General features: G+C 72.2%; 11 protein-coding genes, 2 tRNA genes and 1 riboswitch. Of the genes, 4 read left to right on the forward strand and 9 right to left on the reverse strand.

The genetic code is table 11. From position 1 onward, the window contains the following. Positions 1-26: 26 nt before the first annotated feature. From HHX31_RS21580 to HHX31_RS21610, 7 genes are all read right to left on the reverse strand, one after another. Entirely contained in the window at positions 27-1,037 is a 1,011-nt protein-coding gene (locus HHX31_RS21580; RefSeq protein ID WP_249346230.1) for a ribonucleotide-diphosphate reductase subunit beta, read from the reverse strand. Further along, positions 1,028-3,268 carry a ribonucleoside-diphosphate reductase subunit alpha gene (locus HHX31_RS21585; RefSeq protein WP_169950126.1) on the reverse strand — a complete coding sequence of 747 codons (2,241 nt, stop codon included), beginning with the start codon at positions 3,266-3,268 and terminating at the stop codon, positions 1,028-1,030. Before HHX31_RS21585 ends, HHX31_RS21580 begins: the two co-directional genes overlap by 10 nt. 146 nt (positions 3,269-3,414) lie before the next feature. Then, positions 3,415-3,624, reverse strand: a riboswitch (cobalamin riboswitch). A 45-nt stretch (positions 3,625-3,669) separates the two neighbouring features. After that, on the reverse strand, positions 3,670-4,581 hold the full coding sequence (locus HHX31_RS21590; protein ID WP_169950127.1) for a tripartite tricarboxylate transporter substrate binding protein: 912 nt from the start codon (positions 4,579-4,581) through the stop codon (positions 3,670-3,672). A 203-nt stretch (positions 4,582-4,784) separates the two neighbouring features. Continuing rightward, positions 4,785-6,602, reverse strand: a complete 1,818-nt coding sequence (glmS, locus tag HHX31_RS21595) for a glutamine--fructose-6-phosphate transaminase (isomerizing) (protein ID WP_169950128.1) — start codon at positions 6,600-6,602, stop codon at positions 4,785-4,787. A gap of 8 nt (positions 6,603-6,610) precedes the next feature. Beyond that, on the reverse strand, positions 6,611-6,886 hold the full coding sequence (locus HHX31_RS21600; protein WP_169950129.1) for a hypothetical protein: 276 nt from the start codon (positions 6,884-6,886) through the stop codon (positions 6,611-6,613). 798 nt (positions 6,887-7,684) lie between these two features. Further along, the gene (locus HHX31_RS21605) at positions 7,685-8,323 is read right to left on the reverse strand and encodes a class I SAM-dependent methyltransferase (protein WP_169950130.1); all 639 of its coding nucleotides are present in this window, start codon (positions 8,321-8,323) and stop codon (positions 7,685-7,687) included. 205 nt (positions 8,324-8,528) lie between these two features. Further along, positions 8,529-9,092, reverse strand: a complete 564-nt coding sequence (locus HHX31_RS21610) for a DJ-1/PfpI family protein (protein WP_169950131.1) — start codon at positions 9,090-9,092, stop codon at positions 8,529-8,531. Between the two features lie 187 nt (positions 9,093-9,279). Here HHX31_RS21610 and HHX31_RS21615 point away from each other — a divergent pair. After that, positions 9,280-9,351 (forward strand) — tRNA-Gly (locus HHX31_RS21615). 25 nt (positions 9,352-9,376) lie between these two features. Further along, positions 9,377-9,451: transfer RNA gene (locus HHX31_RS21620), tRNA-Val, on the forward strand. Between the two features lie 382 nt (positions 9,452-9,833). On the opposite strand, the gene HHX31_RS21625 is transcribed toward HHX31_RS21620, so the two are convergent. Both HHX31_RS21625 and HHX31_RS21630 read right to left on the reverse strand, forming a co-directional pair. Then, positions 9,834-10,610, reverse strand: a complete 777-nt coding sequence (locus tag HHX31_RS21625; protein ID WP_169950132.1) for a hypothetical protein — start codon at positions 10,608-10,610, stop codon at positions 9,834-9,836. Positions 10,611-10,723: 113 nt separating this feature from the next. Continuing rightward, positions 10,724-13,210, reverse strand: a complete 2,487-nt coding sequence (locus tag HHX31_RS21630) for a molybdopterin-dependent oxidoreductase (protein WP_311932150.1) — start codon at positions 13,208-13,210, stop codon at positions 10,724-10,726. Positions 13,211-13,437: 227 nt separating this feature from the next. Here HHX31_RS21630 and HHX31_RS21635 point away from each other — a divergent pair, with 227 nt between their 5' ends. Together HHX31_RS21635 and HHX31_RS21640 are read left to right on the forward strand one after the other, a co-directional pair. Next, positions 13,438-16,341 carry a LuxR family transcriptional regulator gene (locus HHX31_RS21635; RefSeq protein WP_169950134.1) on the forward strand — a complete coding sequence of 968 codons (2,904 nt, stop codon included), beginning with the start codon at positions 13,438-13,440 and terminating at the stop codon, positions 16,339-16,341. An 81-nt stretch (positions 16,342-16,422) separates the two neighbouring features. Then, complete coding sequence (locus tag HHX31_RS21640; protein ID WP_169950135.1) at positions 16,423-17,541, forward strand: alpha/beta fold hydrolase; 1,119 nt, start codon at positions 16,423-16,425, stop codon at positions 17,539-17,541. Positions 17,542-17,552: the final 11 nt, after the last annotated feature.

Here is a 17,552-nt window from a genome sequence, read left to right on the forward strand (position 1 = left end):
TGACGACGACGCGGGAAACGGCCGGATCAGAAGGCTTCGTCGAAGCTGACGTCACCCTCTACGGCCACCTGGTAGGCCGAGACCCGGCGCTCGAAGAAGTTCGCCAGCTCCTGCACGTCCTGGAACTCCATGAAGGGGAACGGGTTGTCGGTGCCCCACCGCACGGGCAGGCCGAGCCGGGCCAGCCTGCGGTCGGCGACGTACTCCAGGTAGCGCCGCATGTTGTCGGCGCTCATCACGCCGTGCCCGTCGCCGCACAGGTCGCGGGCGAAGGCCAGCTCGGCGGCGACCGCCTCCTCCAGCATCCGCGTCACCTCGGCCGCCAGCTCGTCGTCGAACAGGTCGGGCTCCTCGCGGCGTACGGTGTCCACCACCTCGAACGCGAACTCCATGTGCATCGACTCGTCGCGGAACACCCAGTTGGTGCCGGTCGCCAGGCCGCCGAGCAGCCCGCGCGAGCGGAACCAGTAGACGTAGGCGAAGGCGCCGTAGAAGAACAGCCCTTCGATGCAGGCGGCGAAGCAGACGAGGTTGAGCAGGAAGGCCCGCCGGTCCTCCCGGGTCTCCAGCCGGTTCAGCTCGCTGATCGAGTCGATCCAGCGGAAGCAGAACTCGGCCTTGTCGCGGATCGACGGGATGTGCTCGACGGCGGCGAACGCCTTGGCCCGCTCGTCGTGGTCGGGCAGGTAGGTGTCCAGCAGGGTCAGGTAGAACTGGACGTGCACCGCCTCCTCGAACAGCTGGCGGCTCAGGTAGAGCCGCGCTTCGGGGGCGTTCACGTGCTGGTAGAGGTTCAGCACCAGGTTGTTGGCCACGATCGAGTCGCCGGTCGCGAAGAACGCCACGAGCCGGTTGATCAGGTGCCGTTCCCCCTCGTCGAGGGTCGCGAGGTCGGCGAGGTCGGAGCCGAGGTCGACCTCCTCGACCGTCCAGGTGTTCCTGATCGCCGCGCGATACCTCTCGTAGAACCCCGGGTAGCGCATCGGGCGCAGGGTCAGGTCCATGCCCGGGTCGAGCAGCATCGTTCTCATTGGCATGCCTCGCAGATCTCCGGGTTCTCAAGGGAGCGGTTCTCAAGGGAGCAGGCGACCGCCTCGACCGGCGCCATGGCCGGCACGGTCGTCTGGGCGATCCGCGTCGCCGGGCGGGAGCGCAGGTAGTAGGTGGTCTTCAGGCCCGACCGCCACGCGTAGGCGTACATCGACGAGAGCTTGCCGATGGTGGGCGCGGCCATGAAGAGGTTGAGCGACTGCGACTGGTCGACGTACGGCTGCCGCGCGGCGGCCATGTCGATCAGCGCCTTCTGGGGCAGCTCCCAGGCGGTGCGGTAGAGCGTCTTCAGCTCGCCGGGGATGCCGGGGATGTCCTGGATCGAGCCGTCGTTGAGCTTGATCGCGTCGCGCATCGGCCCGGTCCACAGGCCCAGCGACTGGAGGTCGCGGACGAGATACCGGTTGACCTGGAGGAACTCCCCCGACAGGGTCTCCCGCTTGAAGACGTTGGACACCTGCGGCTCGACGCACTCGTAGCAGCCGGCGATGGAGGCGATCGTGGCCGTCGGCGCGATCGCGACCAGCAGGGAGTTGCGCAGCCCGGTCTCCGCGATCCTCGCCCGCAGGGCCGCCCACTCCTCCGGGTGGGCCGGGGCGCACGAAAAGTGGTCGGGGTGCAGGACGCCGCCCGCCGCCCTGGTCTGCTCGTACGCCGGGTGGCGTCCGCGCTCCACCGCCAGGTCGGCGGAGGTGCCGTACGCCGCGAGCGCGATCTCCTCGGCGACGCGGCTCGACAGCGCCAGCGCCTCCGGCGAGTCGAACGGCAGGCGCAGCGCGAAGAACACGTCGGCGAGGCCCATGACGCCGAGCCCCACCGGCCGCCACTTCCGGTTGGCCGCCTCCGCCTCCGGCGTCGGGTAGAACCCGAGGTCGATCGTCCGGTCCAGGAACCGTACGGCGGTGCGGACGGTGGCGCGCAGCCTGCCGAAGTCGACGGCGTCGCCCTCCGGCGTCAGGTGCGCGGCGAGGTTGACCGAGCCGAGGTTGCACACGGCCGTCTCGCCGTCGCTGGTGACCTCCAGGATCTCGGTGCACAGGTTGGACAGGTGGATGACGTTGCCGGGCAGCGCGGTCTGGTTGGAGGCGCGGTTGGCGGCGTCCTTGAACGTCATCCAGCCGTTGCCGGTCTGGGCGAGCGTGCGCATCATCCGGCCGTACAGGGCGCGGGCCGGCACCTGCCGTACGTATCGCCCTGCGGCCTCCAGTTCGCGGTAGCGCACGTCGAACGCCTCGCCCCACAGGTCGGTCAGCTCGGGGGCCTCCTTGGGGTCGAACAGCGACCACGTGCCGTCCGCCTCGACCCGGCGCATGAACTCGTCGGGCACCCAGTTGGCCAGGTTGAGGTTGTGCGTGCGGCGCGACTCCTCGCCCGTGTTGTCGCGCAGTTCCAGGAACTCCTCGATGTCGGCGTGCCAGGTCTCCAGGTAGACGCACGCCGCGCCCTTGCGCCTGCCGCCCTGGTTGACGGCCGCCACCGACGCGTCGAGCGTGCGCAGCCACGGCACGATGCCGTTGGACAGGCCGTTGGTGCCCCGGATCAGCGAGCCGCGCGAGCGCACCCGGGTCCAGGCGACGCCGATGCCGCCGGAGTACTTCGACAGCCGGGCCGCCTGGCCGTAGCGCTCGTAGATGCTCTCCAGCTCGTCGCGGGGCGAGTCGAGCAGGAAGCACGACGACAGCTGAGGGCGGCGCCCGCCCGAGTTGAACAGCGTCGGCGAGCTGGGCAGGTAGGCGAGCGTGGACATCAGGCCGTACAGCTCGGCCGCCTCGGCCACCGTGTCCGACAGGCCGCAGGCGACCCGCAGCAGGAAGTGCTGGGGGCGTTCAAGCACGCGCCGGGTGACCGGGTGGCGCAGCAGGTAGCGGTCGTAGACCGTGCGCAGCCCGAAGTATTCGAACCGGTCGTCGGCGGCCGGGTCGGCCAGCGCGTCCAGCGCCACGGCCTCGCGGGCCACGAACGCGGCGACAGCGTCGCCGAGCAGCCCGGCGGCGTGGGCGGCGGCGACCGACTCGGAGAACGCGCGCACCCCCTCGGCCGCCGCCTCGTCCGCGATCAGCCCGTTCAGCAGCTTGGCCGCCCGGCGCGAGTTCTCCGGGTCGGCGATGACCCCGGCCGCCGCCTCCTCGATGGCCTGCCACACGGCCGCCGTGTCCCGCGCGCCGCCGTCCCCTGGCACGGGGACGGCGGACGCGGAGGCCGGGTCGGTGATCGTCATCAGGTGCCCTCTCCTCGTCGTCTCGTGACCCGGCCGGAGCGAGGAGAGGCATGCCGCGGCGCACGCGCACGAGAGCCCAGCAGGTGGCCTCGTGCCGTGGCGGCCGGCGGCGAACCCTCCCTCGGGGCCCGGCGCGGGGCGCGCGGCGTCGCGCGCGCGTCGCGGGCAGGTCTTCGGACTCGCGGGCGTCCGGCCGGGCTCGCGCCCGCCGGTCCTACTGGCCGTCGCTTCCCAGGCGCGCTCGCGCCCAGTGCCTGTGACGGCGGTCGTTCCCGCTCACCGCTGCGGGGCAGTCCCGGATTCGCACCGGGTTCCCTCTTGCCTCACCAAAGTGAACCAGCGACGCGATGGATCCTACATCTTGTGGCCCTTCGCGCAACCGCCCCCACACGTTGTGCTTCTCAGCGGAGTCCGAGCTCGCTGAGCAGCGCGGTCGTACGACGCGCCTCGCCGGTCAGCCACTGCCGGAAGTCGTCGCCTTCGAGCCACATCGGCGTCCAGTCGTTGTGCTCGCACAGGTTGTGCCACCCCCTTGTGGCGGTGACGGCCCGGCACAGGTCGAGCAGGGCGTCCCGACCGGGCGTGCCGCGCGGAGCGACCAGCCCGGTCCAGTCGGCGAACACGACGCGTACGCCCGACTCCGACAGCGTCGGCGCGTCGATCCCCGGCAGCCGCTCGCCCGAGGAGACGGCGAGCGGTCGCAGGCGTCCCGAGCGCACGTGCGGCGCGACCTCGCGCCTGTCACCGAACGCGAGCGCGACCCGCCCGTCGAGCACGGCGTCGACGGCCTGCGCCCTGGTGCCCAACGCGACGTAGTCGAGCAGTCGCGGGTCGGCCCCCAGACCCTGCGCGGTCAGTCCGAGCAGCAACTGCTCCGGCCCGCGGTCCGCGCCGCCGGCCACCCTGACGCGGCCGGGGTCGCGCAGCAGCGCGGCGGCGAACTGGTCGAACGTGCGGTAGTCCGACTCCGGCGAGGCGACGAGCACCTCCCACTCCCCCGCCAGCCGCGCGAGCGGGACGGCCCTGGAGACCAGGAACGGGTCGCGGGCCAGCGCGCATGCGGCGAGCAGCGCGGAATCGGCGACCACCAGGCCGGTCCGCGGCATGACCGGCGAGCCGAGACCCCCTCCGCCGGCCTCCCAGCTGATCCGTACGGCGCGGGCCCAGCCACGGCCCTCGACGAGCGCCTTGAACCCGGCGGCCACGCCGTCCCCGCATCCTCCCGGCGAGCGGGGGACGATCAGCGACAACTCCTCCCACCGGCGCGGTGGCGCCTTGACGCCGCACGCGCCCGTGAGGGCCAGGACTCCCATTGCGAGGACGGTACGGCGTCGCATGTCGGCACCCTCCTACCCGAAGAGTCCCTTACACGCACAGACTATGAGTAACTACACCATGTCACCACATAACGGACGTTAGGGATAAGGCGATCGATACACCTCCCCCCTCGCGTCGCGCCCGCATGCGCGTACGGCCCGCGCCGGGTGGGCGCGGGCCGTACGCGGAAAGGCGGTCCCTACTCGACCGTGACGCTCTTGGCGAGGTTGCGCGGGCGGTCGACGTCGCGGCCGAGGGCCACGGCGGCGTGGTAGGCGAACAGCTGCAGCGGGATCGTGAGCAGGATGGGGTCGAGCTCGACCTCGTTCTTGGGCACCACGATGCAGTCGTCGGCCGCCTCGGAGGTGCGGTGGCCGATCATGAGGATGCGCCCGTGCCTGGCCCGGATCTCGCCCAGCGTGGTGAGGTTCTTGTCCAGCAGCTCGTCGTCGGGGACGATCGCGACCGTCGGCAGCTCGGGGCTGATCAGCGCGAGCGGCCCGTGCTTGAGCTCGCTCGCCGGGTACGCCTCGGCGTGGACGTAGGAGATCTCCTTGAGCTTCTGGGCGCCCTCGCGGGCCACCGGGTAGCCGCGCACCCGGCCGACGAACATCATGCCCGCCGAGTCGGCGTACTTCTTCGCCAGCTCCCTGATCCGGTCCTCCAGCGTGAGGATCTCCTTGATCTGCTCGGGCAGCCGGCGCAGGCCCTCGCAGATCCTGCGGCCGTCGGCGGGCGACAGGTCGCGTACGCGGCCGAGGTGCAGGGCGAGCAGCGCGAACGCCACGGCCGTGGAGGTGAACGCCTTGGTGGAGGCCACCGAGACCTCGGGACCCGCGTGCAGGTACATGCCGCCGTCGGTCTCCCTGGCGATGGCGCTGCCGACGGTGTTGACGATGCCGAGCACCCGGCCGCCCTTGCGCTTGAGCTCCTGCACAGCGGCGAGCGTGTCGTACGTCTCGCCCGACTGGCTGATCGCGACGTACAGCGTGTCGGGCTCGACGACGGGGCTGCGGTAGCGGAACTCCGACGCGGGCTCGGCGTCGGCGGGGATGCGGGCCAGCTCCTCGATGAGCTGCGCACCCATCTGCCCCGAGTAGTACGCGGACCCGCAGCCGATGATCTTCACCCGGCGGAAGGAGCGGGTCTCGCGGGCGTCCATGTTGAGGCCGCCGAGGTGGGCGATGTGGAACCGGTCGTCGATGCGGCCGCGCAGCGTGCGGGCGACCGTGTCGGGCTGCTCGGAGATCTCCTTGAGCAGGTAGTGCTCGTAGCCGCCGTTGTCGTAGTGCCCGGCGTCCCAGTCGACCGTGAACGGCTCCTTGGCCGTCTCCCTGGCGTCGCTGGTGAACGTGTTGAACCCGTCGGCCTTGATGACGGCCAGTTCGCCGTCCTCCAGGTGGACGACCTGGCGGGTGTAGCGGATGAGCGCGGCGACGTCGGACGCGGCGAACATCTCCTTCTCGCCGAGGCCGAGCACGATCGGGCTGCCGTTGCGGGCCACCACGATCTCGCCGGGGCGCTGCTCGTCGATGACGGCGATGCCGTACGTGCCGACCACGCTCTTCAGCGCCCGCAGCACGGCCTCCCGCAGCGACTCGGTCTCCTTGACCATCCGCCCGATGAGATGCGACAGCACCTCGCTGTCGGTCTCGCTCTCGAACTTCACGCCCTCGCCCTCCAGGCGGCGGCGCAGCTCGTCGGCGTTCTCGATGATGCCGTTGTGCACGACGGCGATCCGCTGCTCCTGGTCGAGGTGCGGGTGCGCGTTCACGTCACTCGGCGCGCCGTGGGTGGCCCAGCGGGTGTGCCCGATGCCGATCGTGCCCTTGAACTTGGCGGGAACCGCCGCCGCCAGGTCGGCCACGCGGCCCTTGACCTTGCGCGTCTTGAGGCTCTTGGCGTTCACGACGGCGAGGCCGGCCGAGTCGTAGCCCCGGTACTCCAGCCGCTGGAGACCTTCGAGCAGGATGGGCGCCGCATCCTTCGGCCCGACATAAGCGACGATTCCGCACATAACCGCTCCTATCCGTAAACGATTCGCCGGAGCTGGCGCAGGGTCAGCTCCGGTGCCGCGACACGTCTTCCCGCGAGCTCGGCGGAGATTCTGGGAAAAATCTGATCGTTGGTCAGCCCCCTCGACTTGAGTTCGCCGTGGCGGCGCCGCACGTACTCTTCCGCGGACTCGCCGAAGTACGCCAGAACGTCGGCCACCACGCGGGCCGCCTCCCCGGGCCCCAGCGAGGTGGTCCGGGTGAGGTGGCCGATCAGGTCCTCGAAGGGATGCCGTGCCGTGGACACAGAGCAGGACCCTAACGCAGCACTGATGCCGACTACCAAGTTTCCTGCCCGTTTTCGGGCAGGATCAGTCCGAAGCCGCCCCCGGCGACGTCCTGGCGGTCGCCTCAGCCGCCCACCGTGATGTCCGCCACGCTGAAGGACATGAGTTGGGGGATCGTCGGCGAGGGGCAGCAGGTCCGCGGGCCACCCACTGAGGACGAAGCCGTACACGCCCTGGCCGGGGATGGTCTTCAACTCGTCGGTCCTCCGCGCCAGAGGAGGGCGACGGCCGCCGGGGCTCGATGGAGGTCCAGCCGTCAGGGGAGCCGAAGCCTTTGGCGCCACCGAATTGAATCACCCGGTAGTCGGGATTGGTCACCGAAAGCAGGTTTCTCCAGACGGCGACCGCGTGCCCGTCAGCCGAGTGCGCGGAGCATCCGTTGACCCCCACCACCGTCATCACCGCCAGCCCGACGAGCAGCGTCCGCTTTTCTCGTATTCGCACCCGCTCATCAATCTCACACGACCCGCTGACGCGGAATGCGCCCCGAGTACGGCTATTGCCTCGCAGCCTGCCGCGTCACCGGCAGGTGAACGTTTTACCTGTCAATGCCTGACGCTGTTCCGGCCCGATGACCGCGGTACGGCCTCGACGACATGGATGTCGCGCACCGCGGGCTTTTCGAGCATGCCCAGCAGATCTTCCTTCGTCATCCAGTTGGCCACGAAACCGTACACCCGGCCGCGAACACTTCAGGCACCGCGGGGACCCTAACCCATTCCGCGTGCGCCGGAATTCATGGACGTGCCAGGCGGAATTTATCTCCTGCGCATCAGCAGACGGCCCTGGCGGAAGCGCTCGCCTTCCAGTGGCTCGCGCAGCATCCGTCCGATCTCACGGAAATCCGCCTGGCGGGCCAGCGCGGCGAGGTCGTCGATGGGCCAGCGGTACGCCGGCGCCGCCTTGTGGTCGAACTCCGACACCGGATCGCCCTCGGATTCGAAGAATCCGAGCAGGAGGAGGCCGCCGGGGGCGAGTACGCGGCGGAACTCGGCGAAGTACGGCGGCAGTTCCCGTGGCGGGGTGTGGATGACCGAGTACCAGGACAGGATGCCGCCCAACTCGCCGTCGGCGAGGTCCAGCGCGTGCATGGACCCGACTTCGAAGCGCAGATCGGGATAGGCCGCGCGGGCGAGCTCGATCATCTTGGGCGACAGGTCGACGCCGAAGGCGTTCAGTCCCAGGTCCCGCAGGTGCGCCGTCACGTGGCCGGGGCCGCAGCCGACCTCGGTCACGGGCCCGGCACCCGCGGCCCGTACGGACTCGGCGAACGCGGCGAGCATCGCGCGGTCCAGCGGCAGGCGGTCGAGCGAGTCCCGGAAGAGGTCGGCGTAGAGGACGGCGACGGCGTCGTACGCCTCCGCCGTCGCGGTGAGATAGGACGCGGATTCGGTCACGGCGGGCGACTCTATTGCCTCGGCTCACCCGTGCGGCCGTCGAACGGGCCGCGCGGAGCCGCCGCGGCCGTGCTCCGGGGGTGACGGCCGGCCGCCTCATCGCCGGCGGACGGGCCCAGGCCAGGCGGGAAACCGGGTGAAGCCGAAGCACCCCGACGGGGCGGATCAGGAGCCCTGATCCGCCCTCTGCCGGTCGGTGCGGGGATCAGGACGCCGGGGCGACGGCGCGCAGCACCTTCATGAACTCGCGCATCCACGCCGGGTGGTCCGGCCAGGCCCGCCCGGTCACGAGGTTCTGGTCGACGTGCGCCTCGCTGTCGACCCACGTGCCGCCGCCGCTCTCGACGTCGGTCGCGCAGGCGGGGTACGCGCTGCTCTCCCGGCCCTTGAGCACTCCGGCCGCCGCGAGCACCAGCGGCCCGTGGCAGAGCGCGGCGATCGGCTTTCCGGCGCCGGCGAAGTGGCGGACGATCTCCTGGACGTCCCGGTCGCCGCGGAGGTACTCGGGGGCGCGCCCGCCCGGCACCACCAGCGCGACGTACTCGTCCGGGTTCACGTCGGCGAACGCCAGGTCGGCGGCCCAGGTGTGGCCCGGCTTCTCCGTGTAGGTGTCGTAGCCGTCGACGAAGTCGTGCACCACGAACTGGAGCTTCTTGGCGGACGGCGCCGCGATGTGCGCCTCGTAGCCCTCCTCGAGAAGCCGCTGGTAGGGATACATCACCTCCAGGTCCTCGGCCGCGTCACCGGTGATGATGAGCACCTTCGCCATCGAGTAACCCCTTCCCGCGTACGGTCGCGGCCTCATCCTGTGCACGGCATCCCCCGGAGGTCAACGTCTCACCCCACTTCGGTCACAGCGGCGCGTCCGCGTGTGTGATTCGGGCCCGGTTGGCACCGGCACCCCCGGGAATCCGCTAGAGTTGTTCACGCGTCGCCGGGGAAACCGGGCGATGACTGCGGAAGTGGCTCAGTGGTAGAGCATCACCTTGCCAAGGTGAGGGTCGCGGGTTCGAATCCCGTCTTCCGCTCGGAGTCCGGATCACGTCCGGGCACGGACGATTAGCTCAGCGGGAGAGCGCTTCCCTGACACGGAAGAGGTCACTGGTTCAATCCCAGTATCGTCCACCACGATCCGAAGGCCGGATCCGCGATCAGCGGGTCCGGCCTTCGGCGTTTCCCCGCCCTTCGCACCGCGGAGCGCACGCGCACAGCGGTAGAACGCACGGCGGTGGAACACACCATGGCGGAACGCACCCCGGCGGAACGCACGGCGGCGGCGCCGGCCGCTGACGCAGGGCCGGCGCCGCCGGAAAGCGCGGCAGTCGGTTTCCGGAACGGAACCTTTCCGCCGCCACCGGTACGGCCCCCGCCATTGAGCACCGGTGTCACACACAGAGCGCGGCCCGTTCCCCGCCGGATCCGCGCGCCGAGATATCTTCTATCAATTGCCCCCGGACGTACACAATCCATTTTATCCGGAAATCTAAGGAACCCAGATCTACATTTTCCCTTAATGGCGGGATTTGTCGTCGTTCTCCGCATGCGGGACGGCGAGCACCTGTGGCGCCGCCTGGCGCATACGGGTGCGCAGCCAGAGCAGATGGACGGCCGTCTCGGGGGCACAGTGGCGGGTGAGATCGAGCAGGTCGTCGTCCCTGAGCCCGCGTGCCGCCTGCGCGAGCAGGCCCCAGGACAGGTCGCACTCCGTCGCGAGGAGATACAGCCCGTGCAGGTCCCGCAGCAGCGTGAGGCCGCCGCCGTCCCCGCCGCCCCGCCCACGTGTCAGCGGACGCCGTGCCGTTCCAGGGTCCGCGTCCTCCACGCTCGCCCGCTCCCGTTCCGCCGCCGCGCGAACGACCCGCTGGAGATCGGCCGTCTCCAGACCCGCGGCGTCGAATCCTCCACCTTCGAAACCGCCGGAGTCGAAACCCCCTGGATCGAACCCATGGAGATCGAAGCCGCGGGCGTCGAAACCGTGGGCGCCGAGGCCCCCGGCGTCGAAACTCGCGGTCTCCAGACCCGGCGCCTCCAGGCCCGGCGGCATCGGCCCCGCCGTCCTCGGCTCGGCCCCGGCCGCCCGCGGGTCGCGCGCTCCGCCGGAGCGGTAGCGCCGCAGGAATGGCTTCAGCCGCTCGGCGTGGTCGCGGCACTGCGCGGCCAGCCGCTCGCAGACGCCGCCCAGGTCGGGCTCGCGGGGATGGCCGCGCCACAGGGCGCGGAATCCCGACGACAGCTCGTGCTGCGTGAGGGAGAGCGTCTCCATGTAGCGCGCCAGACGTTCGCTCACAGATCGCCCCACCCGCTGGCCGTGTGCCCCCCAGCGGTGCGGCGTGTGTGCGCAGGGACCATCTCGTCGCTTCCTTCCGGTAGGCCGGCCCACCTCTCCGGCGAACGCGGACGTCAGAACTCCTCGTACCGCTCCGGCGCCTCCCCTCCTCCCGTGGCGGCCGCCACCTCGGGCCGCGCGGTCATACCGCGGCCGATGCGCAGGGCGGCGGAGCACAGGCCCTCCTCCACGGAGGTGTCCCCGCGCCGCCCGGCCTTCACCAGCCGGACCGCCACGGCGCCGCGCAGCGGCCTGCGGGACACCGCGTCCCAGGCGGTGAGCGTGAGCTCCTCCGCCGCCCGTGTCACGGCCTCGCCCTGCCCGTCGAGCAGCAGGACCACCGCTCCGGGACGTACGCCCGACAGGTGCGCGACTGCCTCCAGCACGCCCAGGGGCGACTCGACCCGGACGAGGTCGCCGTCCTCGACGCCGAGCACGGCGGCGTCGCCGGGATGGACCTCGAGGAACGGCTCGGGCGCCGCGGCGTCGCCGAGCCGCGCCAGCCGGCCGGGAAAGGGGTGCAGCGCGCGGCGGGTGGTGAGGACCAGGGGATACTCGTCGTCGGCCACCTCGGGCGACGGCTCGAAGTCGGCGGCGTGGAGGAAGGCCCGTCCTCCCGGGTCCTCGGCGCGGTACCGCTCCTCGCCGTACTCGGCCCCCGTGGCGAGGTCGGCCCCGAACGTCTGGCAGTGCCCGGGCCCGGTGGCGAAGTGCCCCCCGGCGTACAGGCGCTCGACGCCGTGGGTGCCGGACGGCGCGCAGGGCCACTGGATGCCGCCGGCCCGCAGCCGCTCGTAGCTGATCCCGGTGTGGTCGCACGGGCGGCCCCTGGTGCACGCCTTCCACGCCTCGAACGCCGACTCCGCGTCCGTCCAGCCCACGAGCGGCCTGCCGTCCCGGTCGCGCAGGCCCATCCGCCGCGCGTAGTCGAGCAGGATGTCGAGGTCCGCCCTGGCCTCCCCCGGTGGCTCGACCGCCTTCTCGCACAGGTGCACCGTGCGGTCGGCGCCGGTGACGGTGCCGGTCTTCTCGCCCCAGGCCGCCGCCGGGAGCACCACGTCGGCCAGCCGCGCGGTCTCGGTCAGGTACGGATCCTGGACGACGACGAACAGGTCGTCGCGGCCGAGGACCCGGTCGAGCCCGGGCATCGTGGCGGCCGGGTCGGACGCGGTGATCCACAGCAGGCCGAGCGACCCCTCCTCGGCGTACCTGAGGATCTGACCGGCGTGCGTGGCAGGCCCCCAGTGCGGGATGACGGCGGGGTCGACGTTCCACAGGTCCGCCAGTTCGCGCACGTGCCCGTCGTCGGCCCAGTTGCGCAGTCCGGGCAGGTCAGCGGCCGAGCCCGCCTCCAGCGCGTCGCACCCGGGCCCGCCGAACTGGAACAGCCCCGCTCCCGGACGGCCGAGCATGCCGCGCAGCAGGTGGACGTTGTTGACCTGGCAGGCCGCTTCGGTCGCCTGGTTGGAGCCCAGGATGGCCTGGCCCACCGTCGACACCAGCCGTTCTGCCGCGCCCAGGATCTCGGCGGCCTGTTCGATGAGCGCGACCGGCACTCCGCAGATCTCCGCGGCCCGCTTGGCCGGATAGGCCTCGACGACGCGCCACAGCCGTTCGAACCCGACGGTGTGCGCGGCGACGTACGCCGCGTCGTGCCAGCCGCCCGCGATCAGTTCGTGCAGCAGTCCGTTGAGCAGCGCCACGTTGGTGCCGGGACGTACGGCGAGGTGGACGTCCGCCTCCCCGGCCGCCGCCGTCCCCTCGGGCCCGATCGCGATCATCGCGGGGGGCGCGGGCCCGGACCGCCGGTCGAGCATCCGCTCCCACAGCACGGGATGGGAGGCGGCGCAGTCGTGCCCCCACAGCGCGAGCGCGTCGCAGTGGTCCACGTCGGTGTAGGAGCCCGGCTGCCCGTCGGCGCCGAAGCTCGCCGCGAGCGCGGCCGCCGCGGCCGCCGCGCCCCAGCGGGTGTCGCCGTCCATGTGGGGGGTGCCGATCCCCGCCTTGCCGATGACGGCGAGGGTGTAGTGCTCCTCCAGGAACAGGCGCGTGCCCGTGTGGAAGGCGAGGCGGCCCCAGCCGCCCGGGCGGGCGAGGAGCTCCCTCGACCTCGCCGCCACGCGGTCCATCGCGGTCTCCCACGTGGCCTCGACCAGCCGCCCGTCCTCGCGCGCCCCGCCTTCCCGAACCAGAGGGCGGGTCAGGCGTTCCGCGCGCGGCTGCCAGGCGTGCCACTCCCGGGGGTCGAGCCTGCCGTGGTTGACGCGGTCGCCGGCCCGGCCGCGTACGCCGGCGACGCGGCCGTCGCGCACCGCCAGGTCGAGCGCGTTGTCGCCCCAGCCCGCCGCGGAGACGGCGCCGGCCCAGTGCTCGACCTGCTGCTCGGTGAGGCCCTCCTCCAGGACGACGTCCACGCGCACCGGCCAGGGGCTGCCGAGACGGATGACCGGGGGGAGCGCGTCCCGCATGTGGCTCGGCAGGGCCGCCGCGAGCCGCTCCACCGCGTCAGGAGGCCCGTACGGCGTGCGCCCCCTCCTGGGATCGGCGATCCGGTCCAGCACCTGGCACCTCCGCGGCGGTGATGTGTGAACGTCGCGTCCCGTACCCGGTGCCATGCTTCCCTGATCCCGTAATCGCCCGAACTGACCGGTTCCTTTTCGAATAATTTCCAAATGGGCTTAATGCCGAGCTGCTACCCCTGTACGATCTGTTGATCTGTAAAGTGCGTTTACTGGATTGTCTGCGCGGCTCATAAGGGGTGGCCCGCGTATTCGCGTGTGGGGTGCGGATGGATGGACGCGCGGCCGGGCCGGTCGTCTCGGGCGCTTCCGCGCCGCTGGTCGGACGGCAGGACGCGCTGGCCGCGCTGAGAGGCGCCACGGCCGCGAGCCGGCGGGACGGATTCCAGTTCGTCGCGCTGGTCGGCGAGCCGGGCGCGGGCAAGACGCGGCTGCTCGGCGAGCTGATGGCGATGGCGAGCCGGGACGGATTCGCCGCGCTGTGGGGACGCGCCGCGGAGTACGAGCAGATGCTGCCCTTCAGCGCCCTGGTGGACGCGCTCGACGACCACCTCGACGCCAACCGCGACGAGGTCACGAGGGCCGTGGGGACGGGGCAGGCCGCCCTGCTGTCCGGCGTCTTCCCCGGGCTGGCCTCCGGCGGCGGCCCTGCCGGCGACGAGCCCTCCCTCGCCGACGACCGCAGCGGCCTGGCCCGCTACCGGCTCTACCGGGCCCTGCGTCACCTCATGGGCGCGCTGGCCGGGGACTCCGGCGTCCTGCTGGTCCTCGACGACGTCCACTGGGCCGACGACGGCACGATGGAGTTCCTCGACCACGTGGTGCGTCATCCGCCCGCGGGCCCTGTGCTTATGGCCGTGGCCTACCGTCCGGCCCAGGCCGCCCCGCGCGTCGCCAGGCTCGCCCCGGCGGCCGGCCCGCGCGGGCACGAGGTCGTGGTCGGCCCGCTCAGCGCGGCGGAGGTCAGGCAGTTCCTCGGCCCGGGCGTCAGCAGGGGGCGGGGCACGGCACTGTACGAGGCCAGCGGAGGCAACCCTTTCTACCTTGAGGCGCTGGCCAGGATGGGCGGCACCGACGTGGCGGAACTGCCGCCGACCATGCGCGCGGCGCTCCAGGTCGAGCTGGGCGACCTGTCCCCCGGAGCGCTGCTGGTGGCCCAGGCGGCCGCCGTGACCGCCGACGAGTTCGAACCGGCCGTCGCCGCCGTGGCCGCCGAGGTGTCGGCGCAGGCCACGCTCGCCGCGCTGGACGAACTGGTCGAGCGCGACATCGTCCGCAGCGTGGGCGGGCGGTTCCGATTCCGTCATCCCCTCGTGCGCCGCGCGGTCTACGAGTCCGCCGCGGCGGGCTGGCGCCTGGGCGCGCACGCGCGGATCGCCGCCCACCTCGCCGGGCTGGGGGCTCCCGCGACGGTGCAGGCCCACCACGTGGAGCACTCGGGGTCGTTCGGCGACCGGCGGGCGGTGGAGGTGCTGGTGGAGGCGGCCCGCGCGGTCACCGCGCACGCTCCGGCCACGTCGGCGCACTGGCTGCAGGCGGCGCTGCGGCTCATGCCCGACGACGCCGCGGCCAGGGAGGACCGGCTCGCCCTGATGATGGAGCTGAGCTGGGCGCAGGGCATCAGCGGCAGACTGGCCGAGGGCCGTGACACCGCCCGCGAGCTGCTGCGCAGGCTCCCTGAGGACGACTATTCCCGCCGTGGCCCGGCGGCCCGCGTGTGCGCGCTGATGGAGCGCCAGCTCGACCGCCCGCACGAGGCGCGGGCGCTGCTGCTCGACGAGCTGAGCCGCATGCCGAACCCGCGGGCCGCCTCCGCGGTGCCGCTGCGGATGCGCCTGGTCGCCGAGAGCATGCTGCGGGTGGACTTCCGGGCGGCGCAGGCCGTGCTCGACCTGATGCCCGACAACGCCGACGACTGGGAGCCCGGCCTCGCGGTCGCGGTCGCGGCGCTGCGCCCGATGCCCGCCCTGGCCGCCCGCCGTCTGGACGACGCGCTGCGCTACGCCGAGATCGCCGGCAAGCTGCTGGCGGACGCGCCCGACGAGCACCTGTCGGAGTGGCTCGACGCCATCGCCTGGCTGTGCTGGGCCGAGTCCTACCTCGGCCGGTACGGCGAGGCGCTGCGCTACTTCGACCGGGTCGCGGCCGTGGCCAGGTCGACGGGGCAGAGCTACATCCTGACCAACCTCCTGGCGGGCCGGGCCAAGACGCTGGTGGCGATGGGCCGCCTGGCGGAGGCGGGGGCCACCGCCGAGGAGTCCGTCGAGGGCGCGCGGCTGCTCGACTCCGGCCAGCAACTCGTCTTCGCGCTCACCCAGACCTGCCTGGTCGAGTCGTGGAGCGGCGACGACGACGCGGCGCTGCGGGCCGGCGAGGAGGCCGTGCGCCTCGGGGTCGGGGCCGGCGAGACCTGGGAGGCCTCGGCCCGCTACGCGCGCGGGGTGGCCCTGGTCAACGCGGGCAGGTGCGCCGAGGGCGTCGCGGCGGTGCTGGACGCGTGCAACGGGTTCGAGTCGCCGCGCCTTGACCTGGGGACGCTGCTCCAGGCGTGCGAGACGCTCGCGTACGCGGACGCCTCCCTTGAGACGACCGCGGGAAAGCCTGGGCGCGCGGCGAAGTGGGCGGCGCTCGCCGCGCGGCTGGAGGACCCGCGCCTGCCGGCGTACTGCGGCTTCGCCGCGCTCTCCCGCGCGCACGCGCTGTCCGGGGAGGACCCGGTCGCGGCGGCGGCCGCCGCCGAGGAGGCGGCCGGTCAGCTCAGGGTGGGCGAGCGGCGGCTCGACTCGGGCCGGGCGCTGCTCACCGCCGGGCAGGCGCGTCTGCGCACGCCGGGCGGCCGCGCCCGCGCCAGGGAGCACCTGCGGGCGGCGGCCGAGATCTTCGACTCGTGCGGCGCCCGCGCGCTCAAGGCCCGCACCGAGCGGGAGCTTCGCCGCCTCGGCGTACGGGTGGGCGGCGGCGCGACCACCCCCTCGGACGGCGACGCGCCCCCGCTGGGGTTGTCGCCCAGGGAGCTGGAGGTGGCGCTGCTCGTCGCCGAAGGGCTGACGAACCAGCAGGTCGCGGAGCGGCTCTTCCTCAGCGTCCGCACGGTGGAGACCCATCTGTCGCGGATCTTCGCCAAGCTGGGGGTCACCTCGCGCGTCGGCGTGGCGACCGCCCTGAAGCGGTGATTTCCGGCAAGTACGGGTTTTCCACGATGCCACCGGTATGGGTGGGCCTGCGATCGTATCTGCCAGCAGAAAGGCGAACGCATGGGACACCGTATACCCCGGTTCACGCACGACGGTGTGGGTAAGGCCGAGGTCACGGTCCATGCGTTCGCCACCGACGACGAGCTGGGGTTGCAGCTCACCCGGTTCCGCCGGGACGACGCGCCGGCGCTGGGGGCGCCGGACGTCGTGCTGCTCGTGCACGGCCTGAGCTCGTCGAGCGACATGTTCGTCATGCCGGAGCACACGAACCTCGTCCGGTTCCTGCACGACAACGGGTTCTGCGACGTGTGGGCGCTGGACTTCCGGATGAGCAACAGGTTTCCGTACACCATGGAGACCCGTAGGGACACCCTGGACGACATCGCCCAGTACGACCACCCGGCAGCACTGCGCGAGATCCGCCGCCACGTGGGGGCGCGGCGGATCCACGTGGTGGCCCACTGCCTGGGGTCGATGACCTTCAATATGAGCCTGTTCTCCGGGGCCGTACGCGGGATCGCCAGCGTGGTCGCCAACAGCGTCGCGCTGACGCCCCGGGTCCACCCCTGGGCCCGGCTCAAGCTCGCCCTCGGGCCCGCGCTGCTGGAGTACGGCGCGGGCCTGTCCTACCTGGACCCCAGGTTTCGGGACGCGCCGCCGCTGACGCGGCGGTGGCTGCTGGCCCGCGCCGTCTCCTTCCTCCATCCCGAGTGCCGGGAGGCCGCGTGCCACATGCAGAGCTTCATGTGGGGCAGCGGCAGGCCCGCGATGTACCGGCACCGCAACCTGGCACGGAGAACGCACGTGCACGAGCGGCTCGCCGACCTCAACGGCGCCTGCGACCTGCACTACTACCGGCACGTGCGGAAGATGGTGGCCGCCGGGCGGGCGGTGAAGTCCGGCGCGGGCGACCCGCGGTACGCCGCCCTGCCGGACGACTACCTGGCCGGCGCGGCCGGCGTGGACACGCCGATCCTGTTCCTGACCGGCGACCGCAACCACGTCTTCACCGACTCCAACATCGTCTGCCACCGCGTGCTGTCGAAGGCGGCGCCGGGGCTGCACGAGCTGCGGGTGCTGCGCGGCTACGGGCACATCGACCCCCTGATAGGGGCGAACGCGCACCGGGACGTCTACCCGCACATTCTCGACTTCATGAAGCGACACAGCGGTCGCTGAAGCGGCACTGA

The sequence above is a fragment of the Microbispora sp. H11081 genome (assembly GCF_012999535.1).
Taxonomy (GTDB): Bacteria; Actinomycetota; Actinomycetes; order Streptosporangiales; family Streptosporangiaceae; genus Microbispora.

Bases quoted from the DNA above. Each gene is read 5' to 3' on its own strand.
- HHX31_RS21580 (WP_249346230.1), bottom strand. From the start codon at position 1,037: ATGCCAATGAGAACGATGCTGCTCGACCCGGGCATGGACCTGACCCTG.
- HHX31_RS21585 (WP_169950126.1), bottom strand. From the start codon at position 3,268: ATGACGATCACCGACCCGGCCTCCGCGTCCGCCGTCCCCGTGCCAGGG.
- HHX31_RS21590 (WP_169950127.1), bottom strand. From the start codon at position 4,581: ATGGGAGTCCTGGCCCTCACGGGCGCGTGCGGCGTCAAGGCGCCACCG.
- glmS (WP_169950128.1), bottom strand. From the start codon at position 6,602: ATGTGCGGAATCGTCGCTTATGTCGGGCCGAAGGATGCGGCGCCCATC.
- HHX31_RS21610 (WP_169950131.1), bottom strand. From the start codon at position 9,092: ATGGCGAAGGTGCTCATCATCACCGGTGACGCGGCCGAGGACCTGGAG.
- HHX31_RS21635 (WP_169950134.1), top strand. From the start codon at position 13,438: ATGGATGGACGCGCGGCCGGGCCGGTCGTCTCGGGCGCTTCCGCGCCG.
- HHX31_RS21640 (WP_169950135.1), top strand. From the start codon at position 16,423: ATGGGACACCGTATACCCCGGTTCACGCACGACGGTGTGGGTAAGGCC.